Origin of the sequence: Pseudomonas sp. B20, assembly GCF_020515755.1 — a bacterium.
Taxonomy (GTDB): Bacteria; Pseudomonadota; Gammaproteobacteria; order Pseudomonadales; family Pseudomonadaceae; genus Aquipseudomonas; species Aquipseudomonas syringae.
Window position 1 is genome coordinate 22,233 of record NZ_JAHPJG010000034.1, and the last position, 14,285, is coordinate 36,517.

At 59.5% G+C, this 14,285-nt stretch carries 13 protein-coding genes; 4 read left to right on the top strand and 9 right to left on the bottom strand.

Translation table 11 applies throughout. The features are described from left to right. Positions 1-194: 194 nt before the first annotated feature. Both LIX91_RS24585 and LIX91_RS24590 read left to right on the top strand, forming a co-directional pair. Entirely contained in the window at positions 195-389 is a 195-nt protein-coding gene (locus tag LIX91_RS24585; RefSeq protein WP_003347260.1) for a hypothetical protein, read from the top strand. Positions 390-495: 106 nt separating this feature from the next. After that, positions 496-672 (top strand): hypothetical protein, encoded by a 177-nt coding sequence (locus LIX91_RS24590; protein WP_154218250.1) that lies wholly within the window; start codon positions 496-498, stop codon positions 670-672. Positions 673-853: 181 nt separating this feature from the next. On the opposite strand, the gene LIX91_RS24595 is transcribed toward LIX91_RS24590, so the two are convergent. Both LIX91_RS24595 and LIX91_RS24600 read right to left on the bottom strand, forming a co-directional pair. Beyond that, complete coding sequence (locus LIX91_RS24595; RefSeq protein WP_046271580.1) at positions 854-1,120, bottom strand: hypothetical protein; 267 nt, start codon at positions 1,118-1,120, stop codon at positions 854-856. Positions 1,121-1,239: 119 nt separating this feature from the next. Beyond that, complete coding sequence (locus LIX91_RS24600; protein ID WP_010430134.1) at positions 1,240-1,470, bottom strand: DUF6124 family protein; 231 nt, start codon at positions 1,468-1,470, stop codon at positions 1,240-1,242. 379 nt (positions 1,471-1,849) lie between these two features. On the opposite strand from LIX91_RS24600, the gene LIX91_RS24605 reads away from it, so the two are divergent. Next, positions 1,850-2,686, top strand: coding sequence for a 23S rRNA (adenine(2030)-N(6))-methyltransferase RlmJ (locus LIX91_RS24605; protein ID WP_003393665.1), 837 nt, complete (start codon positions 1,850-1,852; stop codon positions 2,684-2,686). Between the two features lie 261 nt (positions 2,687-2,947). Here LIX91_RS24605 and msrA read toward each other — a convergent pair whose 3' ends face one another. The 6 genes from msrA to LIX91_RS24635 all read right to left on the bottom strand — a co-directional run bounded on the left by msrA (position 2,948) and on the right by LIX91_RS24635 (position 12,042). Next, the gene (msrA, locus tag LIX91_RS24610; protein ID WP_003411967.1) at positions 2,948-3,595 is read right to left on the bottom strand and encodes a peptide-methionine (S)-S-oxide reductase MsrA; all 648 of its coding nucleotides are present in this window, start codon (positions 3,593-3,595) and stop codon (positions 2,948-2,950) included. Between the two features lie 149 nt (positions 3,596-3,744). Then, positions 3,745-6,438, bottom strand: a complete 2,694-nt coding sequence (locus LIX91_RS24615; RefSeq protein WP_032698865.1) for a GGDEF and EAL domain-containing protein — start codon at positions 6,436-6,438, stop codon at positions 3,745-3,747. Between the two features lie 250 nt (positions 6,439-6,688). Next, the gene (gene mdtD, locus LIX91_RS24620) at positions 6,689-8,101 is read right to left on the bottom strand and encodes a multidrug transporter subunit MdtD (protein WP_003402270.1); all 1,413 of its coding nucleotides are present in this window, start codon (positions 8,099-8,101) and stop codon (positions 6,689-6,691) included. A 9-nt stretch (positions 8,102-8,110) separates the two neighbouring features. Beyond that, positions 8,111-9,436 (bottom strand): TldD/PmbA family protein, encoded by a 1,326-nt coding sequence (locus tag LIX91_RS24625; protein ID WP_226489344.1) that lies wholly within the window; start codon positions 9,434-9,436, stop codon positions 8,111-8,113. Then, positions 9,436-10,878, bottom strand: a complete 1,443-nt coding sequence (locus LIX91_RS24630) for a TldD/PmbA family protein (RefSeq protein WP_226489345.1) — start codon at positions 10,876-10,878, stop codon at positions 9,436-9,438. Before LIX91_RS24630 ends, LIX91_RS24625 begins: the two co-directional genes overlap by 1 nt. Positions 10,879-11,001: 123 nt before the next feature. Continuing rightward, complete coding sequence (locus LIX91_RS24635) at positions 11,002-12,042, bottom strand: low specificity L-threonine aldolase (protein WP_003316332.1); 1,041 nt, start codon at positions 12,040-12,042, stop codon at positions 11,002-11,004. 99 nt (positions 12,043-12,141) lie between these two features. Between LIX91_RS24635 and LIX91_RS24640 the strand changes: the two genes are divergently transcribed. After that, on the top strand, positions 12,142-12,888 hold the full coding sequence (locus tag LIX91_RS24640) for a TraX family protein (RefSeq protein WP_226489346.1): 747 nt from the start codon (positions 12,142-12,144) through the stop codon (positions 12,886-12,888). Between the two features lie 192 nt (positions 12,889-13,080). Here LIX91_RS24640 and LIX91_RS24645 read toward each other — a convergent pair whose 3' ends face one another. Then, a complete protein-coding gene (locus LIX91_RS24645; protein ID WP_003393654.1) occupies positions 13,081-14,277 on the bottom strand; it encodes a class I SAM-dependent rRNA methyltransferase in 1,197 nt (398 codons plus the stop codon). Between the last annotated feature and the right edge of the window lie 8 nt (positions 14,278-14,285).

Here is a 14,285-nt window from a genome sequence, read left to right on the forward strand (position 1 = left end):
GTTCCTCACGCTCCAGCGTGAGAATGCATTGCGTGACGCTCTGCGTCACGGAACTGCGGATTGCGGTGTATCGCGCATGCTGAATGGCTCTGATGCATTTCTGTATCACAAAGACGATTTACACGGAGGTCTCCCGGCAGTAATCATCTCTTGGCACTTCGAGCTGAGTGCCTATAACCCCCACAGGACGTGTGATGTTACAAAATAATCGTCACAATCTGGAGCTTGAAAAGCTGCAACTGGAATGCCGTAAGCTTGTTGCAGAAACTCGAAAACTCCTTTCTGAAGACAGGAAATTGAAACGGGAGGCGTTCTGGTATCCGTTTCTGGTTGGCGCGGGCCTCATAACGGCGGGTAGCGCAATCCTTAAGTTATTGGCACCAAGCTGATTGCCATAGCCCCTACCCTTTGGCCCTTGAGTTTTAAAGGTGAAAGGTTCAGATTGTTCGCACGGGACGTGTGATAGGCCTGAACCCTATTTTTACAGGACGCATTATGGATACCTTGAATCCAAAAGCAGATTCATCCGTCAGTCATGAAATAGCTGATCTGGATGCACGCATGAGCGCCAAGGAGTCATTTGCTACACGCATTGGTCTTTTGCCGTTCGCAACCGGAGCTATTGCAGCGCTTATCTCATTGGTTGCAATGCAGGTCATTACTCACCTGTAGGTTGTACCTGGGGGCGCTCAGTCCCCTTGCATTTGTTACGCTGGAAGTGCATCGCGACCTTTCGGCAGGCAGACAATAATGCTCTGAACTCATTAGCCCGCCGCTCCATATCTTGCCGTGCATTTGGCGCAATGCTTCCATAACCTCATTCCTCCTCGAAGCGTAAGCGCTGCGTCTGTCGTCATGATCCACTCTGACTCTGCTTATAAGCCGCCAGCGCGGGCAGCAGTTGCTGGTCGATGGCCTGGCGCACGGCGGGGAGGAGGGTGGCGCTGCCGGTGAGGAGTTGTTCTACCAAGCGTCGCAAGGCGGTCGCGCGTTCGGCGTTGAGGCCGCAGACGGCGTTTGCGCAGGCTTGTTCAGCGGTTGCGCCGCCGGGTGCTTCGAAGCCCAGAGCTCTGAGCTGGCCGAGCAGGTCTTCCTGGTCAATCAAATCCGCGTGCATCATGACGTCTGTTCCTTTGATCGGGCTTGTTCCGATTCTGGAAGGACAACCGTCTGCGGGCAACCCCTGCCTGTCGAGAGTGGCAGGATTGGCTACAAGTGCGTCGTTTTCAGTTCATGCAGTCATTCGGTTTGCAGGTTGTCTATGGTTCTGTCGACCATGACCTTGGCCATTTCCACCAGGTGCATGATCGACAGCGTCATGTCGCGCTGGGTGCCGGTCATGCTGTCGCTGAATTCACAGGCGCTGGTGGCAGCGCAGCGCAGCAGGTCGCTGGCATGCATGAGGGCGTCTTCATGGCTGACGTTGGGGTTGGCGGTGAAGAGGGGCGGATCGGGGACGATTTTCAGCATGTGAGACTCCTAATCAATTTTTGGAAGGTCGTCACTTCGGCTACTAATCGAAGGTGGCGGCCGCACGCAGGTAGTAGCCCGGTGATTAGGAACCGGTGCATCCGAAGACGCCCCACGCACGGCCACCATAAAGATGCAGGCCGTAAACAAGCGCCTTGCACAAGGTGGCGCATTGCGCCTAATCACATCGAGGGCTACTAATCCTCACCGCTGAATATGCAGCGACGGGCGCAGAGTAGAGATCGAAACAGGCAGGCACAAGGGGCCGGGAGTTTCTCGGAAATTTCCTTCAAGTGAAAGAGACGAGTCCCGCAAATTCGTTACAAATTCTTGTTCGTTGCTCAGGTTTGCTAAACTGCGCAGCTTGCCAGGAGCTGCCATGAATTACCGTCACGCCTACCATGCCGGCAACCACGCCGACGTCTTCAAACACCTGACCCTGACTCGCCTGATCGCCCTCATGGCGCGCAAGGAGCAGCCGTTCGCCTATCTCGACACCCACGCCGGGCTCGGCCTGTACGACCTCAAAGGCGATCAGGCCTCGCGCACCGGAGAATGGCTGGAAGGTATCGGCCGTTTGTGGAACGCCACGGACCTGCCAGCGCTGGCGTCCGACTATCTGCAAGTGCTGCACGACATGAACCCGGATGGCGAGCTGCGCTACTACCCCGGTTCGCCGGAACTGGCTCGCCGCCTGACCCGCGAGCGCGAGCGGGTGCTGCTCAACGAGAAGCACCCCGAAGACGGGCGTCTGCTCAAGGAGAACATGAAGGGCGACCGCCGCGTGGCGGTGCATCTTGGGGAAGGCTGGCATGTCCCGCGCGCCTTGCTGCCCGTGGCGGAAAAGCGTGCTGTCATGCTCATCGACCCGCCATTCGAGCAACTCGATGAAATGAAGCGTTGCGCGGTTGCGCTCAAGGAAACCATCGGGCGCATGCGTCAGACAGTGGCGGCGATCTGGTACCCGATCAAGGATACCCGCCTGCTGCGCCGCTTCTATCAGGACCTGGCGGAAACTGGCGCGCCCAAGCTGTTGCGCGTTGAATTGTTCGTCCACCCGCTGGACACACCGGCCAGCCTCAACGGTTCAGGCCTGGCTATCGCCAATCCGCCATGGGGTCTGGAAGAAGAACTGCGCGAACTGATGCCATACCTCGCCCAGAAACTGGGCCAGACCCAAGGCGGCTGGAAGATGGACTGGTTGATTGCCGAGTAGGTGTGCCTGCATCCAGGCCGTGTTGCGCGGTCAGGGGCGGACGCAGAGCGTCCAGAGCTGCATTCCCACGCGGAGCTCAGCGTTATACATAAGCCCGCTTTTGATTCTGACCGTAGGTCGCAGGAGCGAACTTGTTCGCGAAAGGGCCAGTATATTCGGCGAAAATGCGTCACCTGAACTACTATCTTCGCGAACAAGTTCGCTCCTACGCCCTGCGGGCAGAAGCCTGAAAAACGCTGTTTTCGGGCCGCCAGGCGCGAATCAAGCCGGCATGCACACACCCGTGCCGCCCAGCCCGCAGTAGCCCTGTGGGTTCTTGGCCAGGTATTGCTGGTGGTAGGCTTCGGCAAAGTAAACCGTCGGGGCCTGCTCGATTTCGGTGGTGATGGTGCCCTTACCGGCCTTGTTCAGTTCCGCCTGGAACGTTTCGGCACTGGCTTTGGCGGCGTCGAGCTGCTCGGGAGTGGTGCAGTAGATCACCGAGCGATACTGCGTGCCGATGTCATTGCCCTGACGCATGCCTTGAGTCGGGTTGTGCACTTCCCAGAACACCTTCAGCAGATTCTCGTAGCTGATTTTTGCCGGCTCGTAGACCACCAGCACCACTTCGGTGTGGCCGGTCAGCCCGGAGCAGACTTCTTCGTAGGTCGGGTTCGGGGTAAATCCGCCTGCGTAGCCGGCGACAGTGCTCACCACACCGTCCTGTTGCCACAGACGACGTTCTGCGCCCCAGAAGCAACCCATGCCGAAGATGGCGAATTCGACATTGCTCGAAAACGGTCCCAACAGCGGATTGCCGTTGACGAAGTGAGTTTCCGGAAGCGCCATAGGTATTTCACGACCCGGCAGTGCTTGTTCGGCGGTAGGCAGTACGTTTTTATTCACTAGAATTTCCGAGCGCAAAGTCATGAACCATATCCTCTCGTGTGCAGACAGGCAGCGGGTGGCAGGACGGATGATCAATACACATACATAGGTCCCGTTACACGCAGAACAAGTGCTGCCGTGTAATAACAGACTTACAGTGTGCCCGAGAGAGCGGGGTGCAGGGAAGGTTGTCAGGCGGATGGGCGACGAGGGTAACGCTTCAGTTTCTCGATCAACTCTTCGCCGGGGATAGGTCTGTCGAACAGATAGCCCTGGCCGACATCGCAGCGATGGCGCCGCAGGAAGGCCAGCTGTGCCGCGGTTTCAATGCCTTCGGCGACCACTTTGAGCTTGAGGTTGTGGGCCATGGCGATGACCGCAGAGGTGATTTCCATGTCGTCTTCATCATCCGGAATATCGCGGATGAAACTGCGATCGATCTTGATCACATCGATGGGGAATTTCTTCAGGTAACTGAATGACGAGTAACCGGTGCCGAAGTCGTCCATGGCCAGTGACAGGCCGAGCTTCTTCAACGAGTCGAGTTGCTGGCGGGTATCTTCTGTCGCTTCCAGCAGCAGGCCTTCGGTCAGCTCCAGTTCCAGCAGCGAAGGGTCAAGCTCTTCTTCTTTGAGGATGGCGGCAATCGACGACACCAGTTCCGGGTCGGAGAACTGCTTGGGCGATACATTGATGGCTACTTGCAGGTTGCCGAACCCAGCGGCGGTCAGGTCCTTGCTCATGCGACAGGACTGACGCGCGACCCATTTACCGATGGGGATAATCAGGCCGGTCTCTTCGGCCACGCTGATGAACTGGTCCGGTCGGATCATGCCTTTTTCAGGATGATTCCAGCGCAACAGCGCCTCCATGCCCAGCAGACGACCCGTCAACAGGCACAGCTTGGGCTGATAGAACACCTCCAGCTCGTTCTGGGTCAGGGCGCGGCGCAGGTTATTTTCCACGAACAGCTTGTAGCTGGCCTCGGCATTCAAGGCTTCGGTGAACACCTGAACCTGATGTTTGCCGTTGGCTTTGGCCTTGTGCAGGGCCAGACCGGCGTTTTTCATCAGGGTCTGCGGATCACGACCATGCAGCGGCGCGCACGCGAGACCCACCGAACCAGTGACGCTGATCAGCTGATTGTCGACGAACATCGGCTTGTCCAGCGTGGCCAGCACCTGAGTGGCGGTGGCCTGTCCGGCTTCCTGATCGGTGTTGTCGATCAGCACGGCAAATTCATTACTGGCAAAGCGCGCCAGCACATCGGACGGGCTCAAGGTGTTGCGCAGGCGCCGCGCCAGACTGATCAGCAGTTTGTCACCGGTCTGGTGGCCGAGGCTGTCGTTGATGCGCTTGAAATTATCGATGTCGACCAGCAACAGGCTCATCGGCGTATCGGTGTCGCGGGCAAAGCGTTCGTCCAGATTGCGGATAAAGGCCGGACGGTTGCCCAGGTTGGTCAGGTTGTCGGTGTACGCCAGACGCTCGATGCGCTGCTGGGCCAGCTTGCTCTGGGTGATGTCTTCGTAGATGCCGATATAGTGCGTCAGCTCACGATTATCGCCATACACCTTGGAAATCGACAGCTGGCCCCAGTAGGGTTCGAGGTTCTTGCGCCGGCTTTTGAACTCGCCCTGCCAGCTGTTGCTGTTGGTCAGGCTGGAGTTGGCTTCCAGCAGCAACTGGTTGAGGTTTTCCAGCGCGGGCAATTCCGACAGCTTGTGCCCGGAGACTTCCTCCGAGCTGTACTGGGTGATCGCCGTGAAACTCGGGTTTACGTATTCGACCACGCCGTTGCAGTTGACCAGCAGAAAGGCGTTGGCGCTTTGTTCGACCGCGCGCTGGAACAGGTGCAGTGCGTTGGTCGCAGCGCGTCGGTTATGGTTGTTGATGACCTGGGCAAACTGGTCGGCCAGCTCACCGGCGAAGGCGATCTCGTCGGACTGCCATTCGCGCGTCGAGCCGGACTCTTCCAGACACAGCACGCCGATCACCTGCCCATCGATACGAATACTGGCATCGAGCACCGCCCTGGTTTCTCCCGGGTTCAGGCTTTTGGCCATTTCGCAGGTGCGCGGGTCAGTCTGGATATTGCTGGCGTCGATCGCCCGGCTGGTATTCAGCGCTTGCAGGTAGGTGGGGTAGGGGCTGATATCCACCGGCGTGCGAGACTGGTAGTCGCCGGTTTCACGGCTGTAGTCGGTGATCGGCTCCAGGCGCTTGTCGTTGAGGTTCCAGATACTGACATGGTCGACATCGTAGATATCACAGGCGCTTTTGGTGATCAGCTCTGCCGCTTCGAGCAAGGTATTGGCCGTGGTGTAGCGATGTCGGGTCAGGCGCAGGATCAGATCCTGCTGGGCGCGCACACGCTCCAGGTGGGCAAACTGGTCGCGCTGGGCGCGCTGGTTGAGTTCCAGCGCTATCTGCAGGCGCAGGTTGCGGGTTTCCAGATCGGAGTCCGTGACGGGTTCACCAGTCGTGACAAGGCCTTCGACGATCAGGAAATAACCACGTAACAGATGGCGGTTGTGCTGTTTGTAGGCTTCGCCGATTTCCAGCAGGCCAAGGGGGCCCTTGGGGCTGTGAAGGGTGTAGCGGATCAGGTAATTCGTGGAAGAGGCCAGTTGCAGCTGGATGTCATCGTGCAGTTGATAACGTGCTTCCGGCTCCATGAGGCTGGCATAAGGGGATCCAATCAAGGCGCAAAGGTCAACAGCTGCCAGTCCGAGCTGCCTTTCGCAATTCGGATCGAGAAACAATAGCGCCCAATTGGCTTCATTCAGCCGCTCGAAACGCAGCATGCCCAGGCGCGAAGGCACTGGCAATTGCGTCACTACCTCGGCTGCGGATCTACCGGCAGCATCGGTTTGGCTTTTCATGAACAAACTCGCTTCCGAAATACTAGTCGCGACGGGGATAAAACCCACTTTCGCGTATGGCAAGGTTGCATCATGCGGCCCGTGCTTACAAGAGACCACAGTGGCTTAGTGCTATAAAAGTGTCGGCCGCTTGTTCAGGTTCTTCAATGTATCTGGTCGGATACTCATATTCGTTGAATTTTCGGGCAAAACCCCTGTTTTCCAGGGGAATTCGCTTTGCAGATTTGCTCCAGTCACGTGCCGTTGTCAATCAGGCTTTGGCTATCCTGGGTTCCTTCGCTGGCAATTGCAGGAAAATACCTGCTGCAAACATCGCCAGCACCCCGACACTCAGGAAGGTCAGCTGGAATGCCCCCAACATGCTGCTGACCTCGCCGGTGGCAACTTCTTCGCTGAAACCACCCAGCAAGGCTGCTGCGCTTGCCACGCCAAGACTCAGCGACAGCTGCGCCACCACCGAAAGCAGGCTGTTGCCACTCGCTGCACTGGCATCGTCCAGATCGATCAGCGTGACCGTATTCATGGCCGTAAACTGTAAGGAGTTGACGGCGCCGAGCAGTCCCAGATGCACCAGCAGCACCCAGTATGGGGTTTGCACATCCACCAGCGCCAGGCTGGCCAGGAGGATGCCCAGCAGCAGTGTGTTGCCGGTCAGAATCATGCGATAGCCCAGCCGCTCGATCAGCCAGCGGGCAACGGTCTTGGCGAACATGCCCGCGGCCGCCAGCGGCAACATGCTCATACCCGCCTGGGACGGCGAATACCCCAGCGCCACCTGCAGCAGCAACGGCACCAGAAACGGCAGGGCACCGCTGCCCAGGCGGGCGAACAGGTTGCCCATGATGCCGACCGCAAACGTTCGGGTACGGAACAATGAAGGTGCGAACAACGGCGATTCGATGTGCCCGGCACGCAGCCAATACGCTGCCAGACAGCCCATCCCGGCAAACAGCAGCAGCACCACGCGCATGTGCGGCAGGTGCAGCTCGCCCAGGCCCTCCAGGGCAATGGTGATCAGTATCATCGCCGCGCCAAACAGGATGAAGCCGACGCCGTCAAACCGAGTTCGACCGCCTCCCGGAAGATCAGGGATGAAGTGTTTGACGGCATAGCAACCGAGGATGCCGACCGGAATGTTGATCAGGAAAATCCAGTGCCAGCTCAGATACTCGACCATCCAGCCGCCAAGCGTCGGGCCCAGCAATGGGCCCAAAAGGCCCGGCACGGTGATAAAACCCATGATCCGCACCAGTTCCGATCGCGGATAGGCGCGCAATACGATCAGGCGTCCGATGGGCAGCATCAGCGCGCCCCCCAGCCCCTGAATCACCCGGGCGGCCACCAGCACGTTCAGTGACCAGGACAGCGCGCACAGCAATGATCCGAAGCTGAACAGCAGGATGGCGCTGAAGAAGATGCGCTTGATCCCGAACCGGTCGGCGATCCAGCCCGAAGCCGGGATCAGCAGCGCAATGGTCAGCATGTAGGCGATGACCACCGACTGCATGCGCAATGGGTCTTCTGCCAGTGAGCGGGCCATGGACGGCAAGGCGGTGTTGAGAATCGTGCCGTCCAGGCTTTGCATGAAAAATGCGATGGCGATGACCCAGGGCATCCAGCGCAGGGTCTTTTCGTCCATGATCGGCGCTGCTGAGTTCTGCATAGGCTCCTGCTATAGCGTGAGGGTGAGTCGGCTGATCAATGCGCCAGGCAACTGGATTGAACCGGTCTGGCGCTGACTGTAGGTGCTCGATTGGAGAATCAGTTCCCTTTCTTTGGTCAAGTCCTCCAGTGCGCTGCCCAGCAGGCTGTAGGCGCTGTCATCGAAGCGCATGGTGCTCACCGGCGCGACGATCTTGCCCTCTTCGACCCAGAACGTTGCGAAGCGTGTCATTCCGGTGAGGCGCGCAGCGGCGCGGTCGGAGAAGTTCAGGTACCAGAGGTTACTGATGTAAAGCCCGGTGCCGAGCCTTGCGAGGATCTGATCCAGCTCCAGCGAACCGCCGGCAATGCTCAACGCGCTTGGGCCTTCGCCATAATCCGCACCGTTGGCAGGCAGGTCGTATTCGGCAGCGCTGCTCGAATCCACCAGTCGATCGCGGGCTTGCCCGTCGACGATCAGTTTCAGGTCCTTGCGCGGGTAGCCTTCGCGTGAAAACGCTGGTGAAAGCGAACCGCTGACTTTTTCGTCGAAGTTGACCAATGGGCTGAAAGGCGTCTCGCCGTCATACAGCCTTTGCAACGGGCTGCGTTTACTGGCCAGTGACTGCGCGGAAAATCCGCCCCAGGTGAGCATGCCGATGACTTCGTCCAGAGCCGCTGGCGCCAGGTAAGCGCGGTATTGTCCGGGCGTGAGCGCATGCAGCGGGCGGCCGAGAAATTCGAGCTGTTCGCGGGCCTGCTGAAAACGCTGCGCGAAGGCTTCGTCGCTCCAGTCGTGACCCGCGTAGTTGGCTTTCACTGCCTGGCCGTTTTCATGAAACAGGCTCCAGTCGAAATTGAAGCTGTTGGCCTGGTGCCAGCCAAGCGCGCCCCAGGAACTGGCGAAGCCCCGGTAAAGCGGGCCTGCCGCATAGAAACCTACCAGGTCCAGATCGCCTGACAGTTCGCTGATCTGCTCGACGACCCGGGCGCTGTCCGGCAGTGGCAAGTCTTGAACGTTGCTGCTTTGCCAGGCATTGGTGTTCGGCAACAGATAGGGATCCCTGGCCAGCGACGGCAGTGTTTCGCGTAATTGTTGCAGGGCGTCGACAAGGCGCTGCTGGTCGGTCTCGGCGTCGCCGGACAAGGTCAGCTCCAGATTGGCATGCCGGCCGTCATCAATCAGTTTGAACGTCGCAATGACCTGCTGGACGCTCCCGGCCTGTCGAACCTGGCCGTGGTTGAAGCGGATGAAGTCAGACGCCTCGGCGTCGTAGGCCAGAGTGAAGTGTTCCTTCGGGCTGATGGCAGCCTTGAGCACGGCGACCAGCGCCTCGAACTGCTGTTGGTGCGACATCAGGCATCTCCTCCAAACACATCGACATTGGCAAACACACACGCCGGAGAGGCATGACCTACGCGGATCACCTGGTTGGGTTCGCCCTTGCCGCAGTTCGGCGTGCCCAGCACTTTGAACGTGCTGGCATCACCCACTGCGCTGAGGTTTTTCCAGAATTGCGCGGAGATCGCCCGGTAATTGGGGTTCTTCACCACGCCCTTGAGCTCGCCGTTTTCGATCAACTGGCCCCATTCGCAGCCGAACTGGAATTTGTTGCGTGCGTCATCGATGGACCAGGAGCGATTGCTCGACATCAGGATGCCGTGCTCGATGTTACCGACCAGACTGTCCAGCGACTGGTCACCCGGTTCGATATTCAGGTTGGCCATGCGGTCGATGGGGGCACGGTTCCAGCTGGAGGCGCGGCTGTTGGCGACGCCTGCCAGGCCGCTGCGGTATTGCGACAGGGCACCGCCGAGCGGGCGCTGCAGCAGGCCGTCACGAATCAGGAACTGCTTGCTGGCTGACGTGCCATCGTCATCATGCGCGTAGCTGGCCAGTTGCTCGGGAATCTCCGGGTCGAAGGTCACGTTCAGCAGGCTGGAACCGTATTGCAGGGTGCCGAAGTCAGTCGTTTTGACGAAACTGGTGCCTGCGTAATTGCGCTCGTCACCGAGAATCCGGTCCAGCTCCAGGGGATGGCCGATGGACTCGTGAATCTGCAGGACCATCTGATCGGGCATCAGCAGCAGGTCGCGTGGGCCTGACGGCGTGTTGGGGGCGAGGATCAGCTGCAACGCTTCGTCGGCGACGTTGGCGGCAGACCCGATCAGGCCACAACTGCTCAGCACTTCGATGCCACCCTGCTGGCCGAAGTTATGCCCGCCGAGGGTGCGCGTCTGGCTGTCGCGACCGTCATAGGCCGTCACGCTCATGCCGGGAAACACAAAGCGCTGCGCCTGACGCAATTGCGCGCCCGCGCTGTTGAGGTAGATCTGCTCGACGGTTTCCAGGTCCAGTATGGCCTGCCAGTTGACCAGGCGTTCGTCTGCCGGGACCGCGCTGGACTCGGCCATCAGCAGGCCGATGCAGTCGCTGAGTGGCGGGAAGGCTCGATCCATGTTTGGCGACAGGTAGTCAGCCTTGGCGCTCGAGACCGCTTGATCGCTCAGGTCCAGCAGCGCATGCGGTGCCAGACGGCGGGCCAGCGTTTCGGCCTGCTGCAAGGCAGCCTGCAAACCCTTCAGGGAGATGTCGTTGGTAGCGGCGTAGGCTTCAACGCCATTCAGGCGCACGGTCAGCATGGCGCCCTCGTCGCTGATCAGTGACGGCGGTTCGGCCACATTCTTGCGCACGCACAGGCGTTGGCCGGCGCGGTGCACGTAACGTACGGAAAAGAATTGCGCTTCACTCTGCAGGGCAGCGAAATGCTGCTTGAGCCGGGCGGAGAAATCGAACATGCAGACAAGCTCCTTCTTGAGGGCGGTCGGTAAGGTCCGGACGGCCTTGTGGGCCGTTTGCCGTAGAGAAGGAGATTACCCCGTCGCTCGTCAGGCTGCACCTGCAAGCTTGATTTAGACGCTTCAGCCCTGCATCACCAGCCTGATATCGGCGGCCAGTTCACGCACGCGCTCTTCTTCGGTGTCCCACGAGCACATGAAACGTGCGCCGCCGTTGCCGATGAAGGTGTAGAAACGCCAGCCTCGCGCGGTCAACGCAGCAATGGCCGGCTCCGACAGTTGCAGGAACACGCCATTGGCCTGCACCGGGAACATCAGCTCCACGCCAGGAATGTCCTTGACCAGTTCGGCGAGCAGTTGCGCGCAGCGGTTGGCATGACGGGCGTGTTTGAGCCAGGCGTCGTTTTCCAGCAGGCCGACCCACGGTGCAGACAGGAAGCGCATCTTCGACGCCAATTGCCCGGCCTGCTTGCAGCGATAATCGAAGTCTTCAGCCAGATCATGGTCGAAAAAAAGAATGGCTTCGCCCACTGCCATACCGTTTTTGGTGCCGCCGAAGCACAACACGTCAACGCCGGACTTCCAGGTCAGTTCAGCCGGGGAAGCCTCCAGAAAGGCGCAGGCATTGGAGAAACGCGCGCCGTCCATGTGCAGATGCAGGCCCAGTTCCTTGCAGGTCGCGCTGATTGCCTTGAGTTCTTCCGGCTGATAAACGCCGCCCACCTCGGTGGCCTGGGTGAGGGTCACGACGCGCGGCTTGGGGTAGTGAATGTCCTGACGCTTGAGCGCCACTTCACGAATCGATTCCGGGGTCAGCTTGCCGCCTGCGCTGCGGGCTGTCAGCAGTTTGGAGCCGTTGGAGAAAAACTCCGGCGCACCACATTCATCGGTTTCGACGTGAGCCGTTTCCGAACAGATAACACTGTGGTAACTCTGGCACAACGATGACAGCGCCAGTGAGTTGGCCGCCGTGCCGTTGAAGGCGAAGAATACTTCGCAGTCGGTTTCGAACAGTCGGCGGAAATCATCCGAAGCGCGTGCAGTCCATTGATCGTCACCATAAGCGCGTTGATGGCCCTTGTTCGCCTGTTCCATGGCTGCCCAGGCTTCAGGGCAGATACCGGAATAGTTGTCGCTGGCGAACTGTTGGCTTTGGTCTGTCATGGCCGATTCCTTATGGGCGATTATGGTGCGCACTGTAGCGACAATATATGGTTCGGTCATGTGTTGGCTGCATGACGCAATTCCCCGTTCAGGAGCACTATGGATCTTTCCAACCCGCCTTTTCTGCCCGGACGCAACAAGGCGCTGGACCTGCTCAAGTGGCTGGCGATGTTGAGTATGGTGCTTGACCACCTTCGCTATGTGGGCTGGTCAGTCGATTTTCTTTACGTGCCGGGGCGTTTTGCCTTTCCCTGGTTCTGCCTGGCAATCGCCGTGAATCTTTCCCGGCGCAGCGCAGCGATTGTGGCCCCGCGCGTGCAATGGCGTTATCTGGGCTGGCTGCTGGTGTTTGCCGGGCTGTCGGAGATCCCGTATCGGCTGTTCATGGCTGACGCGGGCGTGCTGAATGTGATGCCGACCCTGCTGCTGGGGCTGGTGATTGCTCAGGGCTGGCAGCAGCGCAATCCGACAACCCGAGTGATGGCCCTTGTCGCCTTGCTGCTGACGGCGATCTTCCAGAAATACCTGATGTTTGGCTTTGCCGGCGTGCTGCTAACGCTGGTCTTTGTGCTGGTGCTGGAAAAAAGGCTTTGGTATGCGGTGTTCCCGGCGGTCTTTTGTCTGGCGGGGAATGCGTGGTCGCAGATGTTTGCCGGTGCGAGCTGGGGCGATCCGATTTCCATCGGTTCGATAGTCGCCTGTGTGTTGGCGCCTGTACTGGGCATCGCGCTGCTGCGGGCAAAGCCCGGGTTCGCAGTGATCCCGATGCGGCGCTGGGCCTATGCGATCTATCCGCTGCACTTTCTGCTGTTGCTGGGCGTGCGAATGGTGGTGGGCAGGGTTTGATCGGGAGTGTGCAGTGAGTCCTCACACACTTCTCGTTCCTCACGCTCCGCGTGGGAATGCAGTTCGCGACGCTCTGCGTCGCAAGAGGACGCAGAGCGTCCGGAACGGCGTGCCAACGCAGAGCATTGGCACGATAGTCATAGTCAGGAACAGCGAGCGCTTGTAGGCGCGACGAGGCCGGGCGCTTCGATATCAGCTGTTGGGCAGCAGCCGGCAGGTGATGCTCTTGATGTAGCGCGTTTCGGCAATGGCCGGGTGTACCGGATGGTCCGGGCCCTGGCCGCCGCGTTCCAGCAGCTGGATGTTGCGGTCCAGATGGCGGGCGCTGGTCAGGAGGATGTTCTGCAGGTCGTCTTCCGGCAGGTGCATCGAGCACGACGCGCTGACCAGAATGCCGTCCTTGCTGAGCAGGCGCATGGCTTGCTCGTTCAGGCGGCGGTAGGCGCCTTCACCGTTTTTCATGTCTTTCTTGCGTTTGATGAATGCAGGCGGGTCGGCGACGATTACGTCGAAACGTTCTTCTGCGGCTTTCAGTTCCTTGAGCGCTTCGAAGACATCGCCTTCGATGCAGGTCATCTTTTCTGCAAAACCGTTCAGGGCTGCGTTGCGCTCCACGCCGTCGAGGGCGAAGGACGACGCGTCGACGCAGGTGACATCGCTGGCACCGAAAGCCGCTGCCTGAATGCCCCAGCCGCCGATATAGCTGTACAGGTCGAGCACACGCTTGCCTTTGACGTAAGGGGCGATGCGCGCGCGGTTCATGCGGTGGTCATAGAACCAGCCGGTTTTTTGCCCGGCCATGACCGGTGCTTCGAACTTCACGCCGTTCTCTTCCAGCGCAACCCATTCCGGTACCAGACCGAACACGGTTTCGACGTAACGATTCAGGCCTTCCGCATCGCGAGCCGCCGAATCGTTCTTGAACAGGATGCCGCTTGGCTTGATGACCTGAACCAGCGCCGCGATGATGTCTTCCTTGTGGTTTTCCATCGTGGCCGAGGCCAGCTGAACGACCAGAATGTCACCGAAACGATCGACAACCAGACCCGGCAGCAGGTCGGAATCTCCGTAGACCAGGCGATAGAAGGGCTTGTCGAACAGGCGCTCACGCAGCGACAGCGCAACGTTGAGGCGATGGACAAGCAGAGACTTGTCGAGCGGCAGCTTGATGTCGCGGGACAGCAGGCGTGCGCAGATCAGGTTGTTGGGGCTCATGGCGACGATGCCCAGCGGCTTGCCGCCCGCAGCTTCGAGGATGGCCTGATCACCGGCTGCAAAACCATGCAGTGGGGTGGCGGCTACATCGATCTCGTTGCTGTAGACCCACAGATGACCGGCGCGCAGGCGGCGGTCGGCGTTGGCTTTGAGGCGCAAGCTAGGCAGGGACATGACGTCGC

What these genes read in the sequence shown, in the direction of transcription:
- LIX91_RS24585 (WP_003347260.1), top strand. Translation starts at nt 195, where the DNA reads ATGTTACAAAATAATCGTCACAATCTGGAGCTTGAAAAGCTGCAACTG.
- LIX91_RS24590 (WP_154218250.1), top strand. Translation starts at nt 496, where the DNA reads ATGGATACCTTGAATCCAAAAGCAGATTCATCCGTCAGTCATGAAATA.
- LIX91_RS24595 (WP_046271580.1), bottom strand. Translation starts at nt 1,120, where the DNA reads ATGATGCACGCGGATTTGATTGACCAGGAAGACCTGCTCGGCCAGCTC.
- LIX91_RS24600 (WP_010430134.1), bottom strand. Translation starts at nt 1,470, where the DNA reads ATGCTGAAAATCGTCCCCGATCCGCCCCTCTTCACCGCCAACCCCAAC.
- LIX91_RS24605 (WP_003393665.1), top strand. Translation starts at nt 1,850, where the DNA reads ATGAATTACCGTCACGCCTACCATGCCGGCAACCACGCCGACGTCTTC.
- msrA (WP_003411967.1), bottom strand. Translation starts at nt 3,595, where the DNA reads ATGACTTTGCGCTCGGAAATTCTAGTGAATAAAAACGTACTGCCTACC.
- LIX91_RS24615 (WP_032698865.1), bottom strand. Translation starts at nt 6,438, where the DNA reads ATGAAAAGCCAAACCGATGCTGCCGGTAGATCCGCAGCCGAGGTAGTG.
- mdtD (WP_003402270.1), bottom strand. Translation starts at nt 8,101, where the DNA reads ATGCAGAACTCAGCAGCGCCGATCATGGACGAAAAGACCCTGCGCTGG.
- LIX91_RS24625 (WP_226489344.1), bottom strand. Translation starts at nt 9,436, where the DNA reads ATGTCGCACCAACAGCAGTTCGAGGCGCTGGTCGCCGTGCTCAAGGCT.
- LIX91_RS24630 (WP_226489345.1), bottom strand. Translation starts at nt 10,878, where the DNA reads ATGTTCGATTTCTCCGCCCGGCTCAAGCAGCATTTCGCTGCCCTGCAG.
- LIX91_RS24635 (WP_003316332.1), bottom strand. Translation starts at nt 12,042, where the DNA reads ATGACAGACCAAAGCCAACAGTTCGCCAGCGACAACTATTCCGGTATC.
- LIX91_RS24640 (WP_226489346.1), top strand. Translation starts at nt 12,142, where the DNA reads ATGGATCTTTCCAACCCGCCTTTTCTGCCCGGACGCAACAAGGCGCTG.
- LIX91_RS24645 (WP_003393654.1), bottom strand. Translation starts at nt 14,277, where the DNA reads ATGTCCCTGCCTAGCTTGCGCCTCAAAGCCAACGCCGACCGCCGCCTG.